Source organism: Aliidiomarina iranensis, from assembly GCF_003987135.1.
In the GTDB taxonomy this organism is placed as follows: Bacteria; Pseudomonadota; Gammaproteobacteria; order Enterobacterales; family Alteromonadaceae; genus Aliidiomarina; species Aliidiomarina iranensis.
Window position 1 is genome coordinate 26,692 of sequence record NZ_PIPJ01000011.1, and the last position, 26,801, is coordinate 53,492.

Genomic DNA, 26,801 nt, shown 5'->3' on the forward strand with positions numbered 1-26,801 from the left:
GCACCACAGAGCCCGCAACTCAATATAACTAAGCTTAAGCTTCGAGTGCTTGAGCAATATCAGCAATAATATCGTCAATGTGCTCGATGCCAATTGAGAGGCGAATGAGATCTTCACTCACTCCAGCCCGCGAATGCTCTTCCGGTGATAATTGACGATGAGTTGTTGAAGCCGGATGACACGCTAAGGATTTCGCATCACCGATATTCACAAGCCGCAATAATAGTTTTAACGAATCGATAAACTTCACCGCGGCCGGTAACCCACCTTTAATGCCAAAACTCAAAATACCAGAGGCTTTTCCGGAGCTAATTTTCTGGGCCAATGAATGATATTTATCATTGCTTAAACTCGCGTATTTAACCCAGGTTACTTGTGGATGCTGCGCCAAATATTCCGCCACTTTCTGCGCATTTTCACAGTGCCGCTCCATACGCAACGCCAAAGTTTCCAACCCCTGCAAAATATTAAAGGCACTTTGCGCCGATAACGCCGCCCCAGTGTTTCTCAACGGAACAACGCGCGCACGGCCGATAAAGGCCGCTTCCCCCAAAGCTTCGGTATACACCACGCCGTGATAGGAAGGGTCTGGGAGGTTCAACTGCGGATAACGTTCCGCATGTGCTGCCCAATCAAACTTGCCACTATCCACGATTACCCCGCCGATAGTTGTACCATGTCCACTAATATATTTAGTTAAAGAGTGCACCACAATATCGGCCCCATGCTCAAACGGCCGGCACAATACGGGCGTTGCTACGGTGTTATCAACAACTAGTGGAATACCATGGGCATGAGCAATATCGGCTAATTTTTGCAAATCAACGATATTCCCGCCCGGATTACCGATGGATTCACAAAACAGTAGCTTCGTACGATCATCGATCAATGCAGCGATGCCAGCAAAATCATCCGCATCGGCAAAACGCACATCAATACCTTGATTTGGCAAAGAGTGCGCAAAGAAATTATAAGTACCGCCATAGAGTTGGCTAATACTTACAATGTTATCCCCCGCGCTAGTGATGGTTTGAATGGTATAGGTGATAGCGGCCATACCCGACGCTACAGCCAAGGCTCCAATCCCCCCTTCAATTTCTGCGATACGTTGTTCCAACACTGCATTCGTTGGATTCATGATTCGCGAATAAATATTCCCTTCTACCTTTAAATCAAACAGATCAGCGCCGTGCTGAGTATCTCTGAAAGTAAAAGAAGTTGTTTGGTAAATGGGTACTGCAGCCGATCGGGTGGTTTCATCGGCTGTGTAGCCGTGGTGCAAAGCAAGTGTTTCTAAACGCATAGAGTTTTCTCCAAAATTTCGCGACACAGGCAATGCTAGAATTCTATACGTTTAGCCATCTAAATGTCTACACCTCTTTTATCAAGTTTACTTTATTTGTTCGCTGCTTGGCCAAAGCTCAAATAAAACAACAGTAAAAATTATTTCGATACAGTGGTGAGATTTACCAATTAATTCAAAGAAGTTGTGCTAAATTCGCCACCCACGTGTCAGTGAAGTGGAATGAAAACAATAAAAACAACGAAATAACATGCAGTTACTGTTTTTGGCATGGATTTCGCATAAAACCAGTAAGACATTCTGTATGAACACCAAATATCAATCTGCAAATGTAGTGTTAACTTAATTAATGGAACTAACCTAATGAACACCGCCAAAATTAGAATCTTTGCCTTACTTCTAGCCCTACCCGTTGCGCTTTTCGGCTGTGGTAATCCAAGCACCGCAAACTCCGTTGAATCCGAGCCCAAAGAAACCGAACGCGGCGTGCCTGTTGAAGTGCAAAAGGTAGCGCGCGGCACTGTGCGAGCGAGCATTCAAGCTAGCGCTATTTTAGAGGCTGAAGAAGAAACTGATGTAATCGCCCGAGTGAGCGGTATTGTAGAAGAGATTTTGGTGGAAGAAGGCGATTTTGTTGAACAAGGCCAAGCTTTAGTTCGGTTGGAATCTTCACGTTATCGCTATAGCCGCGATCAGATTGCCGCAGAATTAAGAGGCGTTACTCAAGAGCTTACCCGGATGCGCCAGTTAGCTGGCCAGCAAATGGTAAGCACCGAGCAAGTTGAACGGCTGCAATCGCGCCACGATGCGCTCTCTGCTCAGTTACAAATTGCCGAACTTGATTTAGCAGAAGCAGTTATTCGTGCACCAATTTCTGGGCATATCGCCGAACGCTTTGTAAAAACTGGCAACATGATTCAAGCCTATCAACAAAAAGCACTGTTTCACATTGTGAACGACACCACTTTGCGAGCCACAGTGAATCTACCAGAGCATGCACTGGCTAATATCGAGGCTGAGCAAGAAGCCGATTTGGAGTTACAAGGTGTGGGCCAAAATAATCATATTTCAGCACAAGTAACTCGCGTTAGCACAGTAGTTGATGCTACTTCAGGAACCTTCCGAGTGGTGCTCTCGATTCCCAATTCCGAGCAAAAACTGCGTGCTGGTATGTTTACTCGAGTGAATCTACATTACGCACAAAAACACGATGTTGTGCGAATTCCTCACCATGCACTAGTGAATATTGACCAAGCAAGTTATGTATTTATCGCCAATGAAAACAAAGCTCAACGCTTAGCCATTACTACTGGTATTCGAGAAAATGGTTGGATAGAAGTAACCGAGGGTTTGGATACCGGCGCAGCTCTTATTGTTACCGGCCAAAATACGCTACGAAACGATGCGTTGCTAGAAGTGATTGAACTTTAATCACAGCCCACTAACAACAATAATTCAAGGAAGCTATAAATGAGCGCATCTACACCTAAAGCTAAGGGTATCGCCGCCCTTGCGGTTCGCCGCCCTGTAACTATCATAATGTTTACCCTAGCTATCGTTCTATTTGGATTCGTTGGCTTAGGCCGGTTACCGGTAAATCTGTTACCTGATTTAAGTTACCCCACGCTTACCGTGCGCACCGTATATGCTGGAGCCGCACCTAGCGAGATAGAACAACTGATTAACCGCCCTATTGAAGAAACCTTAGGCACGGTAAAAGGGGTACGCACCATCACCTCATATGCGCGCTCTGGGCAATCGGATATCGTTTTAGAATTCGTGTGGGGCACCAATATGGATTTCGCCGGTATCGATATTCGTGAAAAGCTCGATATGGTGATGCTCCCGCTTGATATCGAGAAACCCACTCTGCTGCGCTTTAACCCAAATCTAGAGCCTATTATGCGATTGGCACTAAATCGTGAAGAATCTGCAGGAAGCCCTTGGCAACTGCAAGAACTCCGCCGTTATGCAGATGATGAGTTGAAACGCCAAATTGAGAGTATTCCTGGCGTTGCCGCTGTTCGAACGGGTGGTGGTTATGAAGATGAGATACAGGTTTTAGTTGATGAATATCGGGTAAGCCAACTCAATATTGATATGCAAACCATTATCAACCGGTTGCGTGCAGAGAACATGAACCAATCGGGTGGCCGCATTGAAACCGGTACGCAAGAATTCTTAGTGCGTACGGTTAATCAATTCCAATCGCTTGAAGATATGGAAAATATCTACATCGCTAGCCGTGATGGCACCCCAATTCAACTGAAAGATATTGCACAAATTCGCAGTGGCCATAAAGATCGCACCGCCATTAGCAGAGTAAATGGCCGCGAATCCATAGAGCTAAACCTCTATCGGGAAGGTGACGCCAACACGGTAACGGTAGCCGATGCTGTTCGCGCTCGCCTACCGGCTTTGAACAAGCAATTGCCCGCCGATTACAGTATTGAACTCCTTGCCGATCAATCAACCTTTATTCGCAATGCAATCGCGGCTGTAAAACAGAATGCACTTTTCGGCGGCTTATTGGCCATGGGGGTTATTCTATTATTTCTTCGCAAAGTTGGCCCCACGGTTATTATTTCTTTAGCCATTCCGGTATCGATCATTGCTACCTTTTTATTCATGTTTATGGGCGGGTTAAGTTTAAACTTAATGTCGCTTGGTGGTATTGCCCTTGCGGTGGGGTTGCTGGTTGATAACGCCATTGTTGTTTTAGAAAATATCGATCGCCGTAAACAACTGGGTGAAGATAATAAAACCGCCGCCATATTTGGTACGCAAGAAGTAACCGGCGCGGTTATTGCTGCCACCTTAACCACTCTTGCGGTTTTCATACCGTTAATTTTTGTTAGTGGCATGGCCGGTCAACTGTTTACCGATCAAGCTCTCACCGTAAGCTTTGCATTAATCGCATCACTTTTTGTTGCCTTAACTTTAATCCCGATGCTTGCGAGCCGGCAGTTCCGTAAACATGCCCAATTAGAGCAAGCGCAAATACAACAAGAGCAAACCGCCACTCAGCCAACAGCACCAACAGCGCCCCCAACCCGCCGTAAGCTGTTGTTTTGGCTGGGCTGGCCATTTCGCATGCTCAGCAAAACACTGTTTTACTGGCTGCCACTGGCTATTCTTCGTGTATTTCGTATAATTTTCGCAAGTATTGCCAAGGGTCTTGGCTGGCTTGCTCGGCCGATTGTTTATCTATTTGATAAAGGCCTAAACGGAGTAAGTAATTTACACGCGAGTAGCCTTGCGCGAATGCAAACCAAACCCTGGGCGTTTTTCTCTCTTTTCACCGCGCTTACCATCGCATGTTTCGCTCTGGTACCGCGCTTGGGAGCAGAACTCATACCCCAAATGGAGCAGCGGGAATTTTATGTGGATATTGAACTTCCCCGCGGCACACCTATTGCACGCACTGATGAGTTTCTTGCCAGTATCGCTGAACACTTAAGCCATGATAGCCGCATTGAGCGCACATACTCGGTTGCGGGCTCCGGCTCGTTAATGCAAGTGCAAGCAAATCAAGGTGGTGATTTCTGGGGCCGCTTTCACATAGTGACTAAAACAACGATAACTGCGGAAACTCGCGATGCATTGATTGATGATTTAAGGCTCTATTTGCAGCGCCAGCCAGATGTGCAAGCGCGTATTGATTTCCCTGAACTTGTAAGCATCGATATGCCCATGATTGTTGAGCTCTATGGTTATGAACTGAACGACCTACTCACAAACGCCGAGCAAATTAGCACGCGCTTAGAGGAAGATGCCGCGTTTACCGATGTGCGTAACGGCCTAACACGGGGCCAACCCGAACTCGAAATCATATTTGATCATGCTCGATTAGCTTGGGTAGGTTTAACCGCAGCCGATGTTGCCCAGGTAATAAGCACGCAAATTGGTGGCCAAATTGCTACCCAATATAGCTTACAAGATCGACAAATCGATATCCGCGTTCGCTTACCGGACCATGTGCGCCAAGATCCGAATTTAGTTTCACAACTAATCATCAACCCAGGTAGCGATGTTGAGCTACCACTCTCAGCCGTAGCTGAAATTAAAAGCACGGTTGGCCCGAGTGAAATTACTCGGTTATCACAACAGCGAGTAGCGCTTATCAGTGCCAGTGCAGCCGGCGATTTACGCTCAGCACAGGCGAAACTGGAACAAATAATCAGCGATGTACGCTTGGCACCCGGTATTACCGCGCATATTGGTGGCCAAAGTGAGCTATTGGAGCAATCTTATAATTCGCTTCTACTCGCGCTTGGGTTAGCGATCTTTTTGGTTTACTTAGTAATGGCTTCACAATTTGAAAGCTTCGGCCACCCACTATTGATTATGTTTTCGGTGCCTTTAGCTGCTGCCGGCTCAATTGTAGGTTTGTGGTTAACCAACACGCCTCTCAGCGTTGTGGTTTTCATTGGTTTAATTATGCTCGCCGGTATAGTAGTTAATAACGCTATTGTGTTGATTGATCGTATCAATCAATTACGCACTGAGGGAACACCCAAGTTGAAAGCCATTCAACAAGCCGCAGCGCAACGTTTGCGGCCAATTTTAATGACAACATTAACAACTGTTCTGGGGTTATTACCGTTAGCCTTGGGTATCGGCGAAGGCGCGGAGCTGAGCGCTAGCATGGCCATTGCAGTAATTAGTGGCTTGTTATTTGCTACCTTACTTACCTTATTGTTCATTCCTTTGGTGTATCAACTATTCGATCGTAAGAATTTCAACTTAGCGAATACCAATGATGAACTGGCTACCCACGATTCTGCGCTAAGCGGAGGCTCTCATGAGTAAGATCTCTGAACTCAGTGCGCCGCTTGCCAGCTTTGCCCTTAAGCGTCCGGTTACTGTGTGCATGTTCTTTTTGAGTTTTCTGATTCTAGGGCTCGTATCCAGCCGCATGCTGCCTTTAGAAAAGTTTCCCGGCATCGATATCCCGCAAATTGTGGTTAATGTGCCCTATCGCAGCTCTACTCCGGCGGAAGTGGAACGCTTGATTACCCGGCCTTTGGAGGAGGCGCTAGCCACTTTACCGGGAATTCAAGAAATGCGCTCAAACTCAGCGGAAAACGGCGCCGATGTAGTACTCAATTTCGCTTGGAAAGATAGCGTTTCCGCACGCAGCATTGAAGCGCGAGAACGAGTGGAGAGTATGCGTCATTTATTACCCGATGATGTTGAGCGTGTATTTATCTTCCAATTTAATACCGAAGATATGCCAGTTATGCAGCTAAGGATTTCCAGTCAGCAAGATTTATCGTTAGCGTGGGAACTTCTTAATCGTCAGTTAAAACAGCCTCTTGAACGTGTTGAGGGCATCTCGCGTGTGGGGCTATATGGCGTGCAGCAACGAGAAATTATGCTTCGCTTAAATCCGGAAGCATTAAGTGCTACCGGCCTCTCGGTAAATGCTATTACCGCCAGGTTAAACGAAGCTAACTTTACGATGTCGGCTGGCTATCTAGAAACTGATTACGATCGTATTTTAGTGAAACCAGCAGGGGAATATCGAAACCTTGATGATATTCGTACCCTGCCGATCACACCTGATCTCAGCTTGGGCGATATTGCGGAGGTTAATTATGAGCTTCCACGGGCCACTGATGGCCGCAGTTTTAATCAAAGCTTTGCCATTGGTGTTGATATCTACAAGGAATCGAGTGCGAATTTAGTAGATGTAGCGCGTGCAGCGAGCCAGTTAATTGATGAGGTTTCAAATAGCCCTGAATTTTCAGGTATTAATCTAATGATGATGGATAACACGGCAGAAAGTGTAACGACATCGTTAAGTGATTTGCTAAAAGCTGGTGGTTTCGGAGCCTTGTTATCGATCGTTGTTCTTTACCTGTTTTTACGTGATTGGCGTACAACACTGATCATTGTCGTTTCAGTACCCATTGCTATTTGCCTTACTCTTGGGGTGATGTATTTGTTGGGGTATAGCTTAAACATTCTCTCTATGATGGGCCTTATGCTTGCTATTGGTATGCTTATCGATAACGCGGTGGTAGTTACCGAAAGTATTCAGCAGGAACAGCAAGCAACCGGTAAAGTGCAAGATAAAGCTACTGTAATAGCCGGAACAAGCCGTGTGTCTCTGGCCATTATCGCCGGCACACTCACCACTGCAATCGTGTTTTTACCTAATATATTCGGCGAAACTGACCAAATTACAATTTTCCTTGAGCATGTAGCCATTGCTATTTGTATTTCGCTATTAGCTTCGCTGTTAATAGCGCAAACGCTTATCCCCATGCTACTCAGTAAAATTAAATTAAATATCTCAGCAGAACCGCCAAAGGCGGGAATTATCAAGCGAGGGTATCTACACAGCCTGCGTTGGTCGCATCGCCATCCGAGGCTCACAACTCTTTTCACACTTCTTATCATGGCTAGCACCGTAGTGCCCTTCTCAAACGTGGGGAGTGACGAAACAGATGTGGCTTATAACGATCGCCTGTTTATCAATTACCACATCACCGGCCAATACAAACTTGAGGAGGTAGAGCGGGAAGTTACAGCTTTAGAAAGCTACCTTTACGCAAATAAAGAGGCATTAGAGTTGGAGCATGTGTATAGCTACTATACCCCCGGCTATGCCATGTCTACTCTACTTCTAAAACCCGACCGCACACTTTCGGTAGCTGAAATTCAGCAACGCGTTCGCGACAATATGCCCCCTTTACCTCGCAGCGAGCCTGTATTTGGTTTTCGTGGTGGTGATAATAATGGTGTGCAAATCACACTGCAGGGCCGCTCAACGCAAGAACTTGAAAACATCGCTGATAGTTTAATTCCGATGCTATCTCGGATTGATGGCTTAGCAGATGTGCAAACCGACGACAACAACGCCAAAAATGAATTACGTATTCACATTGATCGTGAACAAGCAGAACGCTTTGGTTTAAATAGTGCACAAGTTGCAGAGCAAATTGGCGTAGCTTTGCGTGGCAGCAACCTGCGCTCCTTCCGCCATAACCCCGAAGGTGATATGCGTATTCGCGTTATGTTCCCTGAATATTTCAGCCAATCTCTTGCTGAATTAGAGCAAATGGTGGTGGCACGAGTTGGTAATACGCTGATTAATCTAAACCAGATAGCTCGCATTGAAGAAGTTGAGCAGTTGGGCAATATCCGCCGGTTTGATCGACAAACCGCAGTGCGGATAAATGCCAACCTAAATGATATGACCATGGCAGAGGCACGCACAGCCATAAATCAAGTTATGGCGAACGTGCAACTACCTGATGGTTATCGTTGGAGCCTCGATGGTGGATTTCGCGCTCAGCAACGGCAAAACTCCATTATGCTAGTAAATATGCTTTTAGCTGTGGCGATGGTTTACATGGTTATGGCCGCTTTGTTCGAATCGCTTTTACTGCCCTCTGCAGTAATTGGCTCATTAATTTTAGCCATTACCGGTGTATTTTGGGGGTTATGGCTCACTGGTAATGGTATCGAAATGATGGCCTTAATCGGCATGTTAATTTTGATGGGTATTGTTGTGAATAACGGCATTGTATTGGTGGATGCCATTAATCAGCTCGTGGATGAAGGTTACGTATTAGAGAATGCAATTCTGGAGGCGGCCTCTCGCCGTGTGCGCCCAATTTTAATGACAGTAGCCACAACTATTCTTGGTATGGTGCCCCTAGCCCTCGGCAGCACTCAAATTGGTGGTGATGGCCCGCCTTACACACCTATGGCCATTACTATTATTAGCGGTTTAGCATTTAGTACGCTTACTAGCTTATACTTTGTTCCTCATGCCTATAGCCGCCTGCTATACTGGCGCTCGCATTGGGGCAAGGTGTGGGAACGTTCTGGTAGGCCACTACGCCGCCAGAAACAGCCCGCAAACCAACACTCCCGTTAGCCTACGTAATTGAAAACGATGTAGTGCCTTGGTTATTCAAGGCGCTACATCGTTATTTTGGAGCAACCGCATGCCAGTATTAATTTTAATCACTATCGTATGGGCGTTTAGCTTCTCACTCATTGGTGAATTTTTATCACGTGATGTGGATGCTTACATTGCTGTGTTTATCCGTATGATTCTGGCGCTATGTTTATTGTTACCCTTTTTAAAAGTGAAGCATGTTTCCGCGCCCATTCGTGTGCGGTTAATGCTGATTGGTGGCATTCAAATTGGCTTGATGTATCTTCTGCTTTACCATGCCTTTCTCTATCTCAGTGTGGCAGAAGTGTTGCTCTTTACCATTTTCACCCCGCTCTACATCACCTTAATTGATGAATGGCTGTTAAACCGAAAACCGTTACCACGAATCTGGTGGTTAGCTGCCGCGCTTTCGGTGCTCGGCGCCGGGCTCATTCGCTATCAGGGCCTGAGTAGCGAATTTATTACCGGCTTCTTGCTGATTCAAGGCGCTAATATTTGCTTTGCTACAGGGCAAGTAGCCTACAAACGCTTACCGCTGGGTAAGGCCAAACAGCAAATTGGCGTGTATGCATTATTCTTCCTTGGTGCCACCCTTGTATCCGGCATTGGTATGCTGTTATTTGCTGATTACAGCCGTTTACCTAGCACCTGGATACATTGGTCAGTTTTATTATGGTTGGGCTTTGGCGCTTCTGGTGTTGGCTATTTAGCGTGGAGCATTGCCAGTAAAAAGGTAAACATTGGCCAACTGGCAACAATGAACAATGCCCTGATACCCGCAGGTTTACTGGTTAACTTTATTTTGTGGGGGCAAAACGTGCAATGGGGTTCACTAATTTTGGGCGGCGCCATTATTCTTTTTGCCGTTTGGCTTACCTCACGAAACTCCCTCAGCAAGCCCTAAGCAAAGGCGCCTCTTGATTGCGCTAGTTGCGCTTCTGCTGTATCCTTGCCGCTGTTTTGAAAGGTTCATTTGAGCCTTTCGCAGCGGGCGGAGCCAAGACATTCTCAGCGCTCGCACTCACCAAAGAGATTTTGTATTAAATGAGTTTTGCTTCTCTGGGCCTTTGCGCCACTATTCTCGAAGCCTTGCAATCCGAAGGCTACACCACGCCAACACCCATTCAAGAACAAGCGATTCCCGCAGTGCTCGCGCGCCGCGATGTAATGGCCGCTGCGCAAACCGGTACAGGAAAAACAGCTGGTTTCACCTTGCCGATGTTGGAGATCCTAAAAGATGGCGAACGCGCAAAGCCAAATGAAGCGCGCGTGCTGATTCTCACCCCTACCCGCGAGCTAGCGGCACAAGTAGGAGAAAGCGTTGAAACTTATGCAAAAGGCTTAAACTTAAGCTCTGCGGTTGTGTTTGGTGGCGTGAAAATCAATCCACAAATGATGAAACTGCGCCGAGGCGTTGATATTTTAGTGGCTACCCCAGGCCGCTTGCTCGATCTTTATCAGCAAAACGCAGTACGCTTTCCAAAGTTAGAAATTCTTGTTTTAGATGAAGCCGATCGCATGCTCGATATGGGCTTTATTCATGATATTAAACGCGTTATTAAAGTTTTACCGCCAAAACGTCAAAATTTATTGTTTTCCGCCACATTCTCAGATGAGATTCGAGAGCTTGCGAAAGGCTTAGTGAACGATCCAGTAGAAATATCGGTAAGCCCGCGTAATACCACAGCAGAGCGCGTAGAACAGGTGGTTTATCCGGTTCCAAAAACGGAAAAGCCAGTACTACTCATGGCCTTGTTACGGCAACTAGATTTACCCCAGGTGCTCGTATTTACCCGCACCAAGCATGGTGCTAATCGGTTAGTTAAGCAGCTTGAGAGCAGTGGATTTTTGGCTACCGCGATTCATGGCAACAAAAGCCAAAGCGCGCGCACGAAGGCTTTGCTTGAATTTAAAACCGGTAAGGTACAAATTCTTGTAGCCACTGACATTGCGGCACGTGGCCTCGATATTGATCAACTGCCATTTGTAGTGAACTACGATTTACCCCAGGTTGCGGAAGATTACGTTCACCGTATCGGCCGTACGGGCCGGGCTGGTGCCAGTGGAAACGCGATTTCACTTGTAGAAGGCGAAGAATTGAAACTCTTAAGAGCAGTTCAGCGCTTAATTAAACAAGAGATTCCACAAGCCTACTTAGAAGGCTTTACCAAGGTGGATTTGTCCAAAGCTAAGCCACTTCCAAAACCCGCACGGGGCGGCAGCGGCCATAGTTCAGGACGCCCGAGTGGCTCTGGTGGCGCTCGATCGGGTAACCGTAGCCAAGGCGGCCGTGGTTAAACATAGTGTAATCATGACCGGTTAACCGTTTTTGCGAAAAAACCTAACCGGCTAATCTAAAGCGCTTGCTTTTTCACGGAATAAGCGCCATAAATAGAGAAAGATTTAAAGCAAACCGCCTGATTTAATCGGGCGGTTTTTTATTATGCCTATGGCTTATCACCTTTGTAACTAACAGCCTAAACCAGCATTAAATTTGGAAACACTTAGCAGTGCTGCCTTTGGAGAATTAGAATGCCAGAACCAAATGTTCAACCAACACTTATTTTATCTGAGCTCGATGTTATTCGAATTGAATCACTGATTGAAAAAACGCCCGGCTTAAGCAAGCAAGTAGCCGCGCTAGAAACTGAACTAGGGCGAGCAAAAGTAGTGAAGCCGCAAGAAATTCCGGCCGATGTTGTCACCATGAATTCGCGCGTTCGTTTTCGCATTGTAGAAACCAACAAAGAATTCGAAAAAACCTTGGTGTACCCAAAAGATCTTGCTAACGTTGCGGAAAGCATTTCAATTTTTGCCCCCATCGGTAGCGCTATTCTCGGCGTGCGCGTGGGCGAAACCATTGAATGGCCAACTCAACATGGTGTAAGCCACGTTGAAGTAATTGATATTGTATTTCAGCCGGAGCGTGATGGTGATTTCACCAGCTAATTTATTACTATTAAGGCCTCTTTTTCAGAGGCTTTTTCTTGTGTTTAAGAATGATTTTTTGAGTGCAGAACGCCGCAGTGTTGGAAGACCCCGCTTATCAGCAGGGTTGGTAATAGCCGCGGCTTTTATAGTGAGCGGCTGCAGCACTCCAACGCTGTACCTCACCACTGAGGGGTACAGCGAAACACAACAAGCGGACCTCCGCAGGCAATTGGAAGCGCTCGATTATGCTGTAGAAACAACCCGCATCGAGATACCCGAGGCATTCCCTGATACCACGATTTCCGTTAATCCGGCATTTAGCGATATTCAATTTCTCGAGCGCTTAGCGGCGTTACTAGAAGATAAAACTCAAGCTGCAGTGCACAGCATGCGTTTTGGTGAGGGAAATCATGCGTATTTTGGTAAAAATATCGGTATCTATGTTCGCAACCCTGAATCTAAACAACAACGGTTCGCAAACCCATTTCTGCGAAGTGCGCAATGCCCACAACAAGACGGTTTACTGAAAATTAGTAACGATGGCAGCTTTCAACTCGAATTCGTTTATTACGCCGATGATGAGCAAAACCTACATTATTTAAATGGCCTTTGGCGCTGGCATGAATCAACTTTAAGCTTAGTGTTTTCCGATGGCTCTGAACAACACCTGCAACATCGCCGTAGCGAAGTAGCCACCTATCAAGGCATGTGCCCCACCGATATTTATACGCCAATCCATGACCATTCCGAAGCGATTGTAAACTGTGCTTATCAAGTTATTCACATGCGCTAACGGCGCGCTATCGCCCGCTCACCGTCGCCTGATTAACCAATTGTGTGCTGCTACCTGATTGATGGCGAATCACATCAATACGATCGGGCAAACGCTCCTTCAGTTCCCGCACATGGGAAATAATACCGATAGTTCGACCATGAGCGCGAAGCTCGGCCAAAACCGCAATTGCAGCATCTAACGCGTGCTCATCAAGGCTCCCAAAACCCTCATCAATGAAGAGTGTTTCTAAACGAATACCACCGGCGTAACTTTGCACCACATCGGAAAGGCCAAGCGCTAATGCCAGTGCCGCCATAAAACTTTCCCCCCCGGACAAAGTGTTCACTGGCCGCGTTCGCCCGGTATACGCATCGTCCACCACAAGGCTCAGGCCCGCAGCCGAGCGTTTATCGGCCACGTCGAGATCACGGCGCAATAAGTATCGCCCACCGGACATTTTATCCAAGCGCACCGAAGCTTCGTGCAACACATCATCAAGCAAAATGCTAAGTACAAAACGGTGTAAGGTTAAGCGCTGAGAATTGTTCCCTGCAACCGCATCTGCCAATGTACCCAATACCTGATAACGCTCAGATAATTCAGCACTACTGGCTTCTTTCGCTTTTAAACGTTGGGCTATATTCTGCAAGGTTTGGTATTCATTGTTGAGTTGCTGCATCTTTTCCAACGCCGCGCTCACATTTTCCTCTAGCGCCTTAAGCTCGGCATTTAATGTATCGAGCGCGGGTCGGCCCTTGCCCTCAATCGCCTGCGATAATTCCGCCAGCAACGTAGCATTGTGTTGTGAACTCTGCTGCCACTCTTGCACCTGCATACTGTATTGTTGCTCTTCCTCTGCGCTAAGTTGCGCCTGCGTGAACGCCTCTGCATCGGCAAACTCACTTGCCTGCAAAGCCTCTAACCACGCTTTATCGGCTTTCACTACGTTTGCTTCCAGCTCTTCACGCTGCATTTGCGTTTGCTTCAACCTAGCCTCTGCACTGCTAACGTTCTGGCCCGCCTGCTCTTGTGTTTGGCGCGCGCGTTCGAGCTCGCCTTCAATACTTGCAATAACGTCGTTAATCTCCGCTATTTTTTGCTCTATTTGTGTCGAATTGCGCCTATCTTTAGGGAGTTCGCGTTCTAGTTCTTGTACCCGGATTGTATTTGCTTCTGCCGCATGAGCCGCTGATTGCAAAGCGCTTTGGGCGAATTGCTGTTGCTTACGAAGCTCCTCAAGCTCGCTTCGGATTTCCCGAAAACGCAGCTTTTGCTGCTGTAACTCCTGCTTTTGCTGAGCATTCGCTTCCGCTTGCCGCTGCAACACATCACGCTCTTGCTGTAGCGCGCTAATGTCCTGCTCAGCAGCCTCGCCCAGCGCTACCTGTAATGCTTTTATGCGTTTTTGCTCAGTGCTCAGCTCAGTGTTCAATTGCAACAATTTCTGTTCAATATTGCCCAAGATTTCTCGCTGCTGGCCGGTATTTGCTTGCGCTGCTTCAACTGTTTCTTGCTCTACAACTTGCGTGTTGTTCGTTTGCTCATGCGCCAGCGCCGGATGTTCCAAACTACCGCACACCATACAAGGCTCACCATCGGCTAAATCCCTTGAAAGCAGCAAAGCCTGGCTTAAGTGCCAACCTCTAACCAGCTGCTTTTCTTCGCGTTCAGCGGCTTGCAATTGCTTACGTGCGGAATCAACCTCAGCCTGAACGCTAGATTGCTTTGTTTTAAGCTGCTTCTCACGCTCTTGGTGCTGGCTGAGCTCTTGGCGCTGAGCAATTTTCGGCTCTAATTGCGCGAGTTTTACAGCAATATTGTCCTGCCCCACAATCAGCGCTTCTTGCGCATCAATGGCCTTTTCAACCGCTCTATATTCGATGTTGGCTTCAGCAAGCTTGGCGTCACTCACTTGCGCACTTTCCTGAGCTTGTTGCTTGCGTTTATCTAGTAATGCTTGCTCGCTCCGAGCCTGTTGTAATTTTTGCGCATCTATCAAAGCTCGTTTCAAAGGCCCTTGTTGCTCACGCAATTCCGGCAGCTCGTTCGCTTTTCGCTGCGCCTTTTCGTATGCTTTGCGCGCTTGCGAATGCTCGGTTTGCGCTTTTTTCGCAGCTACTACAGCTTCACTTTGAGTACGTTCGATGCGTTTTAGCGCATGGCGTTGATCTGCCACACGCTGCCACATTGGCTGAATTTTCGCAGCATTTTTGCCACGCGCTAGTAACTTATCAAGTTTAGCCATAGCTTGTTTTTGCTTATCTAGCGCTTCCTTTTCACGCAATAATTCTTCATATCGCGTAAATTGTTTTTCCAGTTCCGAGGCGCGATCAAGGTTACGTGCAGCTTCAACATAGCGCTGATTTAGGCGTTTGTACTCAACTTCAGCCGCTTCTCTGGGCCCTTCTGCAGCTGCCAATAGAGCGGCTAACTGCTGCTCTCGCGCAATAAAATCGCCGCTTTCATCAGTAGCATCCGCAGTAATGCCAGCTTCCAAATAAATTGCCGAAATTTCCTCTTTTACCCGGCTATATTGGCTTTGCAGTGCTTTCGCTTTTACCCGAAAACCCTCTTCAATCAGCTGGTATCGTTGGGTTTGGAATAAACTCGCAAATACTTCTTCACGCTGCGTAGAATTGGCAGTAAGCAGTTCACGAAACTTCCCTTGCGGCAAGACAACAACTTGCCGAAACTGCTTTGCATTTAAGCCTATTAGCTGATTCACGTACTCATCGAGCTCGCGAATTTTCTTATCCACCAATAATTTTCGCTGCCATTCTTGCGGTGCAAGCTCGGCATCTTCTTCGAGTAACCAAATACTGCCACTGGCATTTCGTTGGGTTACGCCCTCGCCGCGCAACTTTGCCAATGTTTGTGTGGGTAAACGCTCAATACGATAAACCTTATCAGCGAGGCGGAAAATAAAACACAGCAAGGTTTCCGTGCTCGAATCAGCGTGATCACAGCGCATTTGCTCGCCACTTCTATCACCCGTTGTTTCGCCATACAGCGCATAACTAATGCCATCAAGCAGGCTAGTTTTACCCGCACCCGTGGGTCCGTTAATCAGAAATAGTGGATTCTCACCCAACTCCGTAAACAGCACTTCTTCAGTGCCTGCGAATGGCCCAAAAGCCTGCATTTTCAAGTACAGCGGCTTCATGCTTTATCACTCCCTGAATCGGCATGACGGTTAAGGCTTTCACGAATTAAATCTTGAGCTAATGTTAGCTGTTCCGCAGAAAGTGGTGCATCGGTTACTTGCTGATAAAAATCCGCCAACATATCAAGTTCTGTTCGTTTCAAATGCTCGCGGGCAAGTGAAGCCCCTTCACCTAAGCGATGGCTAAAACGCTCTTTTTGTAAATCAAGAATATTCGGATACACCGCACGCAATCGCGCCAATGGTTCAAGAATTGCATCGGTATCGGTGAGGGTAATTTCAATATAATCATTGCGCTGAGGATCTTGCTTGCCATCGGCCAATAACTGCTCAAATTTACCCGCTAGGCGCCGAACGTTGCGTTTGGCCGTTAGCGGTAAAAGCTCAAAACCGGCAAAGCCTTTCTCGTCCAACGCCACCAAAGTTACACTTTTGTTCTGTTGATGTTCAGAAAAGCTGTATTTCAATAGTGAACCACTATAACGAATATATTCGACACTTTTATACTGAGGCTGATGTAAGTGACCAAGTGCCACATAATCAAAATCAGCAAAGGTTTTTGGCGATACTTTATCAGCGCCACCAATCGAAAGTGGCCGCTCAGAATCGGATTCGCTGCCACCATCTAAAAAGCAATGGCTCACCAATATATGCCGTGCTTTCGTTAAGCCTAGTTCTTCCTTTGCCTGTTCGATTTCAGCCACCAACAACTCATGAGCGTGCTGATAGCCCTTTACTTCTTTCTGCAAATAATCAGCCACTAGATTCGGATCATTGTAGGGCATACACCACACCGCCACTTCACCGTGCTCATCTTTAAGTACCACTGGGTTTAACATCTCAGTAAACGAGGTAACAATACTCAAGCCTGCTTGCCGCAGTTGCCGAGCCCCGAAACCCAAGCGATCGGCACCATCGTGATTACCCGAGATCATAATCACCGGCACTTTTAATTCATGCACCAAGGTATGCAAGGTATCGTCGAGTAGTTTTACTGCTTCGCCGGGCGGCAAAGAACGATCGTAGATATCACCGGCTACAATAACGGCATCAGGTTCTTGCTCTTCTACATATTTCTCAACCTGCGCCAATACAAAGCGTTGGTCATCCAACAATGATTGCTGGTGAAAATAACGCCCTAAATGCCAATCTGAGGTATGTAAAATCTTCAACCTATTGCTCCTTGCCGACTTTATAGTTTTTGCTTAGCGCCTATGCAGTTCTTAAATGCTAAATCTTATGCACGGAATAGTTGCTGGTAAACTGCAGAAACAGTTTAACAATTTTTTCCGCCTGCGTATGATGAAAACAATAGCGATTTCACTGCGATACGCCCACCGCCTTTTATCACCACGGAGAATAGCATCGGCATGGATCCTAAACACAATGTTTCTCAAACACAGTTAACACAAGGCTTCGATATTATCGGCGATGTGCACGGTAAGGCCGATAAGCTATTCGCTCTATTAGCAAAGCTCGCCTATGAAGAGCGAAACGGTGTTTACCAGCACCCTACCCGTAAAGCTATCTTTGTGGGTGATTTAATTGATAACGGCCACCAAACCCTAGCTGTTCTAAAAACCGTAAAAGCCATGGTAGATAGTGGCCACGCCCTCATTACCATGGGCAACCATGAGCTCAACGCTGTTGGTTGGGCTACACAACATTCACAAACAGGTAAATACTTGCGCGAGCATTCGGCTACGAACCAAGCACATCATCAAGCTTTTCTTGATGATTTACCCACTTTCGAAGATCGCCGCCCATGGCTGGAGTGGTTCAAAACCCTGCCATTATTTCTTGATCTAGGTGAATTCCGGGTTATTCATGCCTGTTGGCACGAGCCATCATTTGCCGATATTCAACCTTATTTAAATCCGGATAACTCGCTGCGTGCGGATGCATGGGAAGCCATCTTTGCGGTTGGAAGCAGGCCCTTTAAAGCCGTTGAAAATCTATTAAAGGGCGTAGAGGAAACACTACCTGAAGGCGTTAGCTTTGTTGATCACAAGGGTAAAGAACGCTGGGAAGTGCGGATATCATGGTGGCGAAGTGAAGCAGAAACACTGGCGGATATCGCGCATATTCCTGTACCAGGGCAAAACCGAGCGGCGATTGATGCCCTTGGCAAGGTAACTGCGGATAACAAGCTGTTAAAACGTTTGGCCTATCAAGGCGAATGCCCGGTATTTTTTGGCCACTACTGGTTAGCCGGAACACCGAGTACTCTTACACCCAAAACCGCCTGTGTTGATTACTCAGCAGGCCGCAACGGGCCGTTAGTGGCGTATCGCTGGAGTGGCGAGCGTGTCTTGGATAACGCTAATTTCGTGGCCGCCGGTGCGGAATAACTTAGAGCCCATCTCGACGAATATTAAACTGCCGCTGCTGGGCTTCTTCGAGTTCTGCGTAAAAATCGTTTAACGCTAATTGATAAAATTCGTGCAGCTCCGCGATGGCTTCGGCTTGATCACTTTGTAACGAAAGCAGCATTTCTGCTCGCATTCTCTCGCGGTTAATGGCTTCATCAGCTTTGTTTAACCCGTAATCAATGGCAAACCAACTTCCCGCAATGAGCGCCGGTGTACAAAGCCAAAAGGCAGGCCCGCAAAGCGCGCCCGCGCTACCAGAGCCTACCGCTCCCGCTCTTGTAGCAGAACGGGTGAATATCGCGGCTATCGCTCTACGAATGCCTGCACGGCCGGCAGCACGTGTCCCTGCTGTGGTAGCAAAACGTAGTGCCACCGCACCACCCGCTACGCCAAAGCCAACGAGCGATTTGTCCATATACTCGCCTATGGTGAAAGCGAGCTCAGGTTGTTCAAAGCATTGGCTATTTGCCAGTAATTCTTCCAAAAATGCACTTTGCGCAGCACCTGCTCGCCGCATTTCCGCAGCGAAGGTTTCGTTTAATGCCGTGTTCGCTTCCATGAGTGCAGGCGTAAGCTCAGCACCAATGTATTCGTTCATTTTATTACTAAGATAATCATTAAACTTTGCGGATGTTACCGAGGCGCTAAGTAAATAACCAAGCTGTTGATACTGCCCTTGAATACTAAAATTCCAATCTAAAAAAGCATCAACGCCACTTTCCGCGTGCTGAAATGCACGAGTTACAGCAATGGTTATATGTGCCTGCATACGCCGGCTTGAATTAAGCTGTTGCGCGCTCAATTCGCGCTGCACTTGTTGCTCTAGCTGCTGTTGTTCACGGGCAATAAACACTTCTGCACACGGATCACGAACCACTTCAACCGATGGCGATGTAGCGTTACTTTTCAACTGCTGCCAAGGTACGTGATTTAAACCAATATAGGCAATCAACAATACAATGAGTGTTAGCACATAGCTTTTTCTAAATACTCGTTTACTGGCCACTCGCCAACTGTTCTGGTGCACCTGCTCTGCAATACTCGGTATACCCAGTAGCACCATCTGTAAACTCGCGAGCTTCAAAGCATTTACACTTAAAACCAAGAACCAAGCGCTCGCTTTCAAGCCCATGCTGGCTTCCACCCTGCTCGCCTGTTGCAGCAAATGCCAACTCACATCTTGCAGTACCGCTGCGGTACCGAGCAACCAACCCACGATTGGAATTGTAGCTTCCACTTGCCAGCTCTGCTCCGCAACTTCAAATACCGTTAAATAACGGGTATCGGGCACTTCTAACCAAAATATCTGCACTATCGCGAGGGCCACCGCGAGCAAGATCAAATTAATCCACGCACTTACGCGTAATACAATCGCTACATGATACTGAGGTTGGGTTTCGTTACTAAGAAAGCGGTAAACTAGGAGAGCAATCAACACAAACGAGCCGATACCAATAAACAGAATCAGCCATTCAAGTGCTTGTAGTTGAGCGATGAGCATCAGGGCGATTACTGCGGAAACTACCGAAACAATGGTATAAACAACACGCAGCCAAAGGCTATCCCAAAACAACCGGCGAATTCTGCCTTCGGGTTTATACACATGGCTCAAAAAGGCTTGGCGGCGCAGCATCCGCACCGCATCAAGATATTGGTAGGCAAGCAAGCTGAGTATAACAAGTAGCACTAAAAATGCAGGTTCGTGCAAACGTTCAAGCGCTAATAATTGGCCGCCAACGAGCAACACAACCGCCACAATTACCGCGATCGCATGGCGTATTAAGTTGCCTTTCTTTTCATTCGCTAACTTACTCAATAGCACCTCGTAGTTATCTAAGTGCCTATTCTACGAACGCTTTGCCGCCATTGCCCGCGCAGCATGCAGTTTCTTATAACTTTCAATTAAACGTTGGTGCTTCTCTAGGCCTTCAAGCTGCATATTCGTTGGCGTTAAGCCATGGAAACGCACACTGCCCTGTACCGAGCCAATAACCGCCTGCATGGTTTCTTCACCATACATACGGCTCAGATTGTGCGTATAGTCATTAAGTTCAAGATCATCCGCCAAGGTTATTTCCAGTACCGCCTGTATGGCGCGGTAAAACAACACCCGCGCTACCGTGTTATCGTTGTACTGCAAAAATTGCTCAACCAAATCGAGCGCTTCTTCGTGCTCACCCAAGGCTAAGTAAACCAACAGTTTAAGCTCAAGAATAGTAAGCTGGCCCCATACCGTGTTCTCATCGAACTCCACCCCAATAAAGGTAATGATATCAGTGTAGTTATCCAGTTGGCTTTCTTCTAATCGCGCAACCAAATCAGCCAGTTGCTTATCACTTAAACGATGAAGATTGAGAATATCCTCACGGTATTCCAGCGCCACGTTAGTGTTATCCCAAATAAGATCTTCAACCGGATACACTTCGGAATAGCTTGGCACCAAAATTCGGCATACCGGCGCACCTAAATCTTCATGTACCGCCATATAGGCCTCTAGCCCCATTTCATGCAAAATCGCAAACAAGGTTTCGGCTTCTTCTGCGTTTGTACCTGAAAAATCCCATGGCACAAACTCGTAATCCGCGCTGGCACTAAAAAACCGCCAGGAAACAACACCGCTAGAATCAATAAAGTGCTCAACAAAATTATTCGGCTCTGAAACCGCCATAGAGTTGAACGTGGGCAGTGGCAAATCGTTTAAGCCCTCAAAGCTGCGGCCTTGCAACAATTCCGTAAGGCTACGTTCCAGCGCAATTTCAAAGCTTGGGTGCGCACCAAAAGAGGCAAATACACCACCGGTGCGCGGGTTCATTAAGGTAACGCAAGCTACTGGAAACTGGCCACCTAACGAGGCATCTTTCACCAACACTGGGAAACCTTGAGCTTCTAACGCTTTAATACCTTCAAGTACATTCGGGTAGTTCGCTAATACTTCAGCAGGAACATCAGGTAAGGTAATTTCTTCTTCGATAATCTGCTTTTTAACCGCCCGCTCAAATATCTCGGATAAACACTGCACTTGCGCTTCAACCAATGTGTTGCCGGCACTCATACCATTGCTTAAGAACAAGTTTTCAATCAGGTTGGAAGGGAAATACACCACTTCCCCATCAGATTGGCGCACAAACGGCAATGAACACACACCGCGATCAGCGCGGCCAGAATTGGTATCAATCAGGTGATTCCCTTGCAGTTCGCCATCTGGATTGTAAATAGCTAAACAATGGGCATCTAAAATCTCAGCTGGCAGTTCATTATTCGGGCCTGGCAGAAACCATTTTTCGTTCGGGTAATGCACAAACTCACTATTGGCTATCTCTTCGCCGAAAAACTGATCGTTGTAAAAGAAATTACAGCTTAAACGCTCAATGAATTCCCCCAATGCCGAACACAACGCACTTTCTTTCGTTGCGCCTTTGCCGTTGGTGAAACACATCGGTGAAGCGGCATCACGAACATGTAGGCTCCAAACATGGGGAACAATATTCCGCCACGAGGCAATTTCAATCTTCATGCCTAAATCAGCTAGAATGGCCGACATATTGGCAATGGTTTGCTCGAGCGGTAGATCTTTACCGGCAATAAAGGTGGCCGATTCTGCTTCAGGCTTAACCATCAATAGCGCTTGCGCATCTTCATCAAGGTTTTCAACGGATTCAATTTGAAACTCAGGGCCAGTTTGCACTACTTTTTTTACTGTGCAGCGATCGATAGAGCGCAAAATACCTTCGCGATCCTTCTCTGAAATATCTTCCGGAAGCTCAACTTGAATCTTAAAGATTTGATTGTAACGGTTTTCCGGATCCACAATATTGTTCTGGGAAATACGAATATTATCGGTAGAAATATTCCGCGATAGACAATACACCCGTACAAAATAAGCTGCGCATAATGCCGAGGAAGCCAAGAAATAATCAAATGGGCTGGGGGCTGAACCATCGCCTTTATAGCGAATAGGCTGATCGGCGATTACTGTAAAATCATCGAATTTCGCTTCTAATCGAAGATTTTCCAGAAAGTTAACATTAATTTGCATGAGTGGGGCACCGGGTGTTGGGTCGTGTGAAGCACGTTTTGTTGCTAGAAACATACTATGAATATCTATCGCCTACATTATCGCTCTTTCTAGCGCTTTTGTCTTGCTCAGCTAAATTAAGGCTTCCGCAAACACGCTATTTCGCACTTGAAAATGATACCTATGGGTTATATATTGATACCCGCAGGTATCGGGATTAATCTAAGAAACCATTATCAATTATCTTGAATAGAGAAGCTTCAATGAACAACGTAAACAAGAACCCACACCACGCATGGACACCTGATCGGCAAGTAAAAGCACTAACACGCTTGGCGCAAAGCATTTTTGTGGCAGCTTTTGGGGTTCTCATCACCTTTGTATCCAATTGGTTCGAGCTTCCAGCTATTTTTATGATCATAAGTTTTATCGGTGTATTTATAGCCATAACCGTAGCCCCTATTATCTTTTTCAGCAGCGGAATTCTATCGAGCGATAACCCCTATCAATTGCCAAAATTTAGTGATGAGTTTTGTCAGCAGGTTATTTATCAAGCTTATCGAGCGGTTACTTGGGGGCTAATGCTTCTCGCTTTATTCGTATTTCTTTTCGCCGATTTAATATTAGCTAATTTCGATATGTTAACTGTTTCTGCAGGGCAACTCGGTGGCTTATTTGCGTTATCAGGTACCTTAATCTGGGCAATGACGGTAATGCGTTTAATCCACGATGAGGAAGCAAGTGAATAATGGAAGATGTGTATAACAGAGTAGCGATAGAGCGAAAACTTAAAGGGCTATCTCAGCAGCAACTTGCAGATGCGATTGGGGTTTCCCGCAAAACCATCAGCACCATTGAAACCAGGCGTTTCACACCTTCAGTGGTGGTTGCTCTAAAGATTGCAGGCTATTTTGCGGTTCCTGTGGAATCAATTTTCTCACTCACACAGGAAACCGCTGAAGGTTTTCCGAAAAGCTAGTTAAACATTATGAGGAGCACGCCCATTGCGATTGCGCAATGCAAAGTTGTTCAGCTTCTTCCGGGGAGCTTCCGCCCATGCAGAAATCCAGGCGTATTTGCTTTTCTTCCGCCATGTTGGCTTCGCCGGATACATTTTCCCATTCCCAGCTGCGAATAACAGCGGCTACAGGCCGTTCAATACCACGCTCAGGAACAGAACTCTCTAAGCTAATACTTTCAGTTTCACCGGCTTCATCAATCTTTACGTTAAAAACGGCACAACCAATAATGCCTCGTTGCGCCAGTTGTCGGGGATACATAGGTGTTGCTTGAATCGCCCGAAGCCAAATCGATTCTTCTTTACTTGGTTCTAAGTGTGATAAATGCACATGAGCGTAATTAGAGGCGTTGGCGTTGAAGCTTGTTGCTGCAATGCACGAGGTAAGGGTAAAAGCGCTAATAAGTGCCAGTTTTTTCATGATCCACTTTCCTTGTTTAATTATTATTTTATTTGAAACTTACAGTTTTCAATGGTTAAAGTAATAGCCTTCATCGGCCATGTCAAAGAGCGCGAAAAAAGAATGCATATACTCGATAAAATTACCCAAGAATGGCAACGGCAATGGGCTGTGGTTTGGTTTATTTGCGGTGCGCTTGCATTGTTTGCTGGCTTTTGGCTCACTACTGAGCGCGCAGGGTTAGATATATTCATGCTTACCGTAGCACTAATCGGCCTGATCTGCGTTGTTTCGTTAGCTTTTCGCCGTAACTTAACTGGCAATGGTTTGGGTATTACTGCCAATATTGGCGAAGTGCTAGCGCAAGGGCGAAGCGGTGCCACCGGCTTGATGCTCGCGCCTATTTTCTATTTAGCTACGCATGTATACGGGCTTTTCTATTGGCGCAAAAATCAAGACGGTGATGGCAATATGCTGCCGCGCCAGGCCACTGTGAGTGTTTGGATAATTACAGCGGTATTTATTACTATCGGCCTTGCCCTATTCCCATGGCTCAATGAACAGTTGCAGCAATATAGCTTTATCGAATCGAGCAGCGATACAGCCATGAGTGTATTCGGTATTGATATTAGCTGGTATGCCATCAATGTAACGGCGTTTGTGTTGGGTGTGACCGCGCAAACCACCATGATACTGCGCTACTCATTCAGTTGGAGTATTTGGATCATCGTTAACTTTGTGTGGCTCAGCGTAAATTTAGCAAACAACAACTACATATTCGCCATTCAAACCATGGTGTATCAAATCAACGCCTTTGTTGGATGGTATGGTTGGCGGCGATCATTACGCCAACCGGCCAGTTAAAAGGATGAACCGGGTTGTTGTAAAAACGCCAATTCTTCTGCCGAAGAAGTACGGCCTAGCAACTCATTGCGGTGTGGGTATCGGCCAAAACGCGCAATAATATCGCGGTGTTTCACTTCAAAATCGAGGTTATTTTCCAGCCCTGGCTGATCGAAAAGCTGTATCGCAATATTATGAATGACCAAGGATTCACTATGCATATACGGCATGTATAAAAACGCTCGCTGTGCCGTTGTAAGCTGATTATCTAAGCAATGGGCAACAGCTTCTTGCGCTAAGGCCAGTGCCAGCGCATCGTTCGCAAAAGCCTGTGGCTTATCGCGATAGATATTCCGGGAAAATTGATCGAGTACGATAATTTCAGCCAACCGCCCTTCCGGGGTCCGCCGCCAGCGATATAACTCACAGCGTTCTGCTTCTTGCAAAGTACTACCAAAGCGAGCGGCGATCTCGGCATCAAGCGCGGCATCTTTCTTAAACCATTGCTCTTGCGAGAGCTCATTAAACCAAAAACTAAGCACAGTATCTTCATTGAGTGGTGCTGCCATATTGCCTCCGTATTCTGATGCACGCCCCGTGAATAACGGTTGCTGCATTTAAAATCTCATTCCCATAACCACGAGCTTTAATCAAAGCATGATTTATTTTGTTTTTCTACTTGCATTTATACTATGTGCCGCCTAGTATAATTCTACTGTGCACCAAACAGTATGTAGCGCACAGTATAAAGAGGAACCACTATGGCTACTGCACCACTCGATAAACTCAAGCTAGAACTGCGCCGTGGCGTACTCGTGTTAGCAGTGCTCGCTTCTTTACGCCAACCGCATTATGGCTACTCGCTGCGCAAGCAACTGCAAGATGCAGGGGTAGATATTGATGAAGGCACGCTGTATCCGTTAATTCGAAGATTAGCCGAACAAGGGCTACTCGATAGCGAATGGAAACAAGGTGAAGGGCGAGAACGGCGTTATTATCAGTTATCAGCGCTTGGCACCGATCTGCTAGAACAACTCACTCAGGAGTGGATCTCGCTAAACAGCGCGATTGGCCCCCTACTGTTGTGTAAAACCGATGAGGAGCAACACGAATGAAGATGGTTGAACGCTATATCGCTGCTGTGCAGCGGGAATTGCCAAAGAACAAACAGGATGATATTGGCCGTGAGCTGAAAGCCAATATTCTCGATAAAATAGAGGCCATGGAAGCACAGCAAGGCAGTGTTACAGAAGCTGAAATAACAGAGTTACTCAAAGAGATGGGCCACCCACGCTCGGTAGCGTTGCAGTTTTGTCCGCCTACCCCGCTTATTTCTGCGGCTCTTATGCCTTTATACCTGCACACGCTTTACATGGTACTGGGCGTACTACTGGTTATTTCAACAATCGCTATAACCAGCCGTTGGCTCGATGGTGCTGAAATGAACCTTTTTTGGTTTTTAAAAGGGTTGGCTAGCAGTTTCCTTAATGATGCCTATTTTGCTTTTGCCGCGATCACTATCGGTTTTGCTGTGCTCTCTCGCAAGCAGAAAACGGATTCTACTGAAGCGCCTGGAACCGGCAAGTGGAGCCCGGAAAAGCTACCTGCCGCAGGTAAAGATTGGCAGCACATTAGTTTGCAGAATATCTTTGGTGATCTTGCTACTATGCTTTTCTTAGTGATGCTTATTTGGTATCCAATTTGGCAACCGGATAGCGGTGCCACTAGCATTTTCACCTTGGAAGCTCACAGTGTGCTGCTTTGGTTCACGCCAGTAATTGGAATCGCGATAGTGCACAGTTTATGGCAGCTACGCACACGCTTGTGGAATCGAAATATGCTCATGCTAAATATTGGCATAAGCACAGCATTTTTCTTAGTATCGCTCTGGCTTGTCGTGAATACTCCAATACTGCGTATTCATACAGAAGCGTTGCATGCCTCCATAAATGTTTCATACCTAGAACTTAGCATCCAAATTTTCGTACTCGTAATAGCGTTCATCGCAGCTTACGAAGTAATTCGGGATATCCGCAGGCTCATCCGCATATCGTGAATCAATG

At 46.6% G+C, this 26,801-nt stretch carries 20 protein-coding genes; 13 read left to right on the top strand and 7 right to left on the bottom strand.

Annotation, left to right across the window (positions count from 1 at the left end):
* Positions 1 to 34: 34 nt before the first annotated feature.
* Complete coding sequence (locus CWE08_RS11165) at positions 35 to 1,303, bottom strand: O-acetylhomoserine aminocarboxypropyltransferase/cysteine synthase family protein (RefSeq protein ID WP_126768291.1); 1,269 nt, start codon at positions 1,301 to 1,303, stop codon at positions 35 to 37.
* Positions 1,304 to 1,666: 363 nt separating this feature from the next.
* Here CWE08_RS11165 and CWE08_RS11170 point away from each other — a divergent pair, with 363 nt between their 5' ends.
* From CWE08_RS11170 to CWE08_RS11200, 7 genes are all read left to right on the top strand, one after another.
* The gene (locus CWE08_RS11170) at positions 1,667 to 2,734 is read left to right on the top strand and encodes an efflux RND transporter periplasmic adaptor subunit (protein ID WP_126768292.1); all 1,068 of its coding nucleotides are present in this window, start codon (positions 1,667 to 1,669) and stop codon (positions 2,732 to 2,734) included.
* Between the two features lie 39 nt (positions 2,735 to 2,773).
* Positions 2,774 to 6,115, top strand: a complete 3,342-nt coding sequence (locus CWE08_RS11175; RefSeq protein ID WP_241973892.1) for an efflux RND transporter permease subunit — start codon at positions 2,774 to 2,776, stop codon at positions 6,113 to 6,115.
* Positions 6,108 to 9,197 (top strand): efflux RND transporter permease subunit, encoded by a 3,090-nt coding sequence (locus tag CWE08_RS11180; protein WP_126768294.1) that lies wholly within the window; start codon positions 6,108 to 6,110, stop codon positions 9,195 to 9,197. The genes CWE08_RS11175 and CWE08_RS11180 overlap by 8 nt, the downstream gene beginning before the upstream one ends.
* 70 nt (positions 9,198 to 9,267) lie before the next feature.
* The gene (locus CWE08_RS11185) at positions 9,268 to 10,125 is read left to right on the top strand and encodes an EamA family transporter (protein ID WP_126768295.1); all 858 of its coding nucleotides are present in this window, start codon (positions 9,268 to 9,270) and stop codon (positions 10,123 to 10,125) included.
* A 140-nt stretch (positions 10,126 to 10,265) separates the two neighbouring features.
* A complete protein-coding gene (locus CWE08_RS11190) occupies positions 10,266 to 11,519 on the top strand; it encodes a DEAD/DEAH box helicase (RefSeq protein WP_126768297.1) in 1,254 nt (417 codons plus the stop codon).
* 234 nt (positions 11,520 to 11,753) lie between these two features.
* Complete coding sequence (rnk, locus tag CWE08_RS11195) at positions 11,754 to 12,170, top strand: nucleoside diphosphate kinase regulator (protein ID WP_126768298.1); 417 nt, start codon at positions 11,754 to 11,756, stop codon at positions 12,168 to 12,170.
* Between the two features lie 40 nt (positions 12,171 to 12,210).
* A complete protein-coding gene (locus tag CWE08_RS11200; protein WP_126768300.1) occupies positions 12,211 to 12,945 on the top strand; it encodes a hypothetical protein in 735 nt (244 codons plus the stop codon).
* Positions 12,946 to 12,952: 7 nt separating this feature from the next.
* Here the strand turns inward: CWE08_RS11200 and CWE08_RS11205 are convergent, their stop codons facing one another.
* Both CWE08_RS11205 and CWE08_RS11210 read right to left on the bottom strand, forming a co-directional pair.
* On the bottom strand, positions 12,953 to 16,090 hold the full coding sequence (locus tag CWE08_RS11205; RefSeq protein WP_126768302.1) for an AAA family ATPase: 3,138 nt from the start codon (positions 16,088 to 16,090) through the stop codon (positions 12,953 to 12,955).
* A complete protein-coding gene (locus CWE08_RS11210) occupies positions 16,087 to 17,262 on the bottom strand; it encodes an exonuclease SbcCD subunit D (RefSeq protein ID WP_126768303.1) in 1,176 nt (391 codons plus the stop codon). Before CWE08_RS11210 ends, CWE08_RS11205 begins: the two co-directional genes overlap by 4 nt.
* 198 nt (positions 17,263 to 17,460) lie before the next feature.
* Between CWE08_RS11210 and CWE08_RS11215 the strand changes: the two genes are divergently transcribed.
* Positions 17,461 to 18,441, top strand: coding sequence for a metallophosphoesterase (locus CWE08_RS11215; protein ID WP_126768304.1), 981 nt, complete (start codon positions 17,461 to 17,463; stop codon positions 18,439 to 18,441).
* Position 18,442: 1 nt separating this feature from the next.
* Here the strand turns inward: CWE08_RS11215 and CWE08_RS11220 are convergent, their stop codons facing one another.
* Together CWE08_RS11220 and CWE08_RS11225 are read right to left on the bottom strand one after the other, a co-directional pair.
* Positions 18,443 to 20,278, bottom strand: coding sequence for a DUF805 domain-containing protein (locus CWE08_RS11220; RefSeq protein WP_126768305.1), 1,836 nt, complete (start codon positions 20,276 to 20,278; stop codon positions 18,443 to 18,445).
* A 30-nt stretch (positions 20,279 to 20,308) separates the two neighbouring features.
* On the bottom strand, positions 20,309 to 22,498 hold the full coding sequence (locus tag CWE08_RS11225; protein WP_126768306.1) for an OsmC domain/YcaO domain-containing protein: 2,190 nt from the start codon (positions 22,496 to 22,498) through the stop codon (positions 20,309 to 20,311).
* Positions 22,499 to 22,740: 242 nt separating this feature from the next.
* Here CWE08_RS11225 and CWE08_RS11230 point away from each other — a divergent pair, with 242 nt between their 5' ends.
* Positions 22,741 to 23,226, top strand: coding sequence for a hypothetical protein (locus tag CWE08_RS11230; protein WP_126768307.1), 486 nt, complete (start codon positions 22,741 to 22,743; stop codon positions 23,224 to 23,226).
* Complete coding sequence (locus CWE08_RS11235) at positions 23,226 to 23,456, top strand: helix-turn-helix transcriptional regulator (RefSeq protein WP_126768309.1); 231 nt, start codon at positions 23,226 to 23,228, stop codon at positions 23,454 to 23,456. The genes CWE08_RS11230 and CWE08_RS11235 overlap by 1 nt, the downstream gene beginning before the upstream one ends.
* Positions 23,457 to 23,463: 7 nt before the next feature.
* Here CWE08_RS11235 and CWE08_RS11240 read toward each other — a convergent pair whose 3' ends face one another.
* Positions 23,464 to 23,916, bottom strand: a complete 453-nt coding sequence (locus tag CWE08_RS11240; RefSeq protein WP_126768310.1) for an energy transducer TonB — start codon at positions 23,914 to 23,916, stop codon at positions 23,464 to 23,466.
* Positions 23,917 to 24,018: 102 nt separating this feature from the next.
* On the opposite strand from CWE08_RS11240, the gene pnuC reads away from it, so the two are divergent.
* Positions 24,019 to 24,759, top strand: a complete 741-nt coding sequence (gene pnuC, locus CWE08_RS11245; protein WP_126768312.1) for a nicotinamide riboside transporter PnuC — start codon at positions 24,019 to 24,021, stop codon at positions 24,757 to 24,759.
* Here the strand turns inward: pnuC and CWE08_RS11250 are convergent.
* Entirely contained in the window at positions 24,756 to 25,307 is a 552-nt protein-coding gene (locus CWE08_RS11250) for a DUF924 family protein (RefSeq protein WP_126768314.1), read from the bottom strand. The genes pnuC and CWE08_RS11250 overlap by 4 nt on opposite strands.
* 192 nt (positions 25,308 to 25,499) lie before the next feature.
* Here CWE08_RS11250 and CWE08_RS11255 point away from each other — a divergent pair, with 192 nt between their 5' ends.
* Both CWE08_RS11255 and CWE08_RS11260 read left to right on the top strand, forming a co-directional pair.
* Positions 25,500 to 25,853 carry a PadR family transcriptional regulator gene (locus CWE08_RS11255; RefSeq protein WP_126768316.1) on the top strand — a complete coding sequence of 118 codons (354 nt, stop codon included), beginning with the start codon at positions 25,500 to 25,502 and terminating at the stop codon, positions 25,851 to 25,853.
* Complete coding sequence (locus tag CWE08_RS11260; protein ID WP_126768318.1) at positions 25,850 to 26,794, top strand: hypothetical protein; 945 nt, start codon at positions 25,850 to 25,852, stop codon at positions 26,792 to 26,794. The genes CWE08_RS11255 and CWE08_RS11260 overlap by 4 nt, the downstream gene beginning before the upstream one ends.
* The last annotated feature ends 7 nt before the right edge of the window (positions 26,795 to 26,801 follow it).

Bases quoted from the DNA above. Each gene is read 5' to 3' on its own strand.
- CWE08_RS11190 (WP_126768297.1), top strand. From the start codon at position 10,266: ATGAGTTTTGCTTCTCTGGGCCTTTGCGCCACTATTCTCGAAGCCTTG.
- CWE08_RS11250 (WP_126768314.1), bottom strand. From the start codon at position 25,307: ATGGCAGCACCACTCAATGAAGATACTGTGCTTAGTTTTTGGTTTAAT.
- CWE08_RS11230 (WP_126768307.1), top strand. From the start codon at position 22,741: ATGAACAACGTAAACAAGAACCCACACCACGCATGGACACCTGATCGG.
- CWE08_RS11235 (WP_126768309.1), top strand. From the start codon at position 23,226: ATGGAAGATGTGTATAACAGAGTAGCGATAGAGCGAAAACTTAAAGGG.
- CWE08_RS11240 (WP_126768310.1), bottom strand. From the start codon at position 23,916: ATGAAAAAACTGGCACTTATTAGCGCTTTTACCCTTACCTCGTGCATT.
- CWE08_RS11170 (WP_126768292.1), top strand. From the start codon at position 1,667: ATGAACACCGCCAAAATTAGAATCTTTGCCTTACTTCTAGCCCTACCC.
- rnk (WP_126768298.1), top strand. From the start codon at position 11,754: ATGCCAGAACCAAATGTTCAACCAACACTTATTTTATCTGAGCTCGAT.
- CWE08_RS11180 (WP_126768294.1), top strand. From the start codon at position 6,108: ATGAGTAAGATCTCTGAACTCAGTGCGCCGCTTGCCAGCTTTGCCCTT.
- CWE08_RS11185 (WP_126768295.1), top strand. From the start codon at position 9,268: ATGCCAGTATTAATTTTAATCACTATCGTATGGGCGTTTAGCTTCTCA.
- CWE08_RS11225 (WP_126768306.1), bottom strand. From the start codon at position 22,498: ATGCAAATTAATGTTAACTTTCTGGAAAATCTTCGATTAGAAGCGAAA.
- CWE08_RS11175 (WP_241973892.1), top strand. From the start codon at position 2,774: ATGAGCGCATCTACACCTAAAGCTAAGGGTATCGCCGCCCTTGCGGTT.
- CWE08_RS11205 (WP_126768302.1), bottom strand. From the start codon at position 16,090: ATGAAGCCGCTGTACTTGAAAATGCAGGCTTTTGGGCCATTCGCAGGC.
- CWE08_RS11260 (WP_126768318.1), top strand. From the start codon at position 25,850: ATGAAGATGGTTGAACGCTATATCGCTGCTGTGCAGCGGGAATTGCCA.
- CWE08_RS11215 (WP_126768304.1), top strand. From the start codon at position 17,461: ATGGATCCTAAACACAATGTTTCTCAAACACAGTTAACACAAGGCTTC.
- CWE08_RS11255 (WP_126768316.1), top strand. From the start codon at position 25,500: ATGGCTACTGCACCACTCGATAAACTCAAGCTAGAACTGCGCCGTGGC.
- CWE08_RS11165 (WP_126768291.1), bottom strand. From the start codon at position 1,303: ATGCGTTTAGAAACACTTGCTTTGCACCACGGCTACACAGCCGATGAA.
- pnuC (WP_126768312.1), top strand. From the start codon at position 24,019: ATGCATATACTCGATAAAATTACCCAAGAATGGCAACGGCAATGGGCT.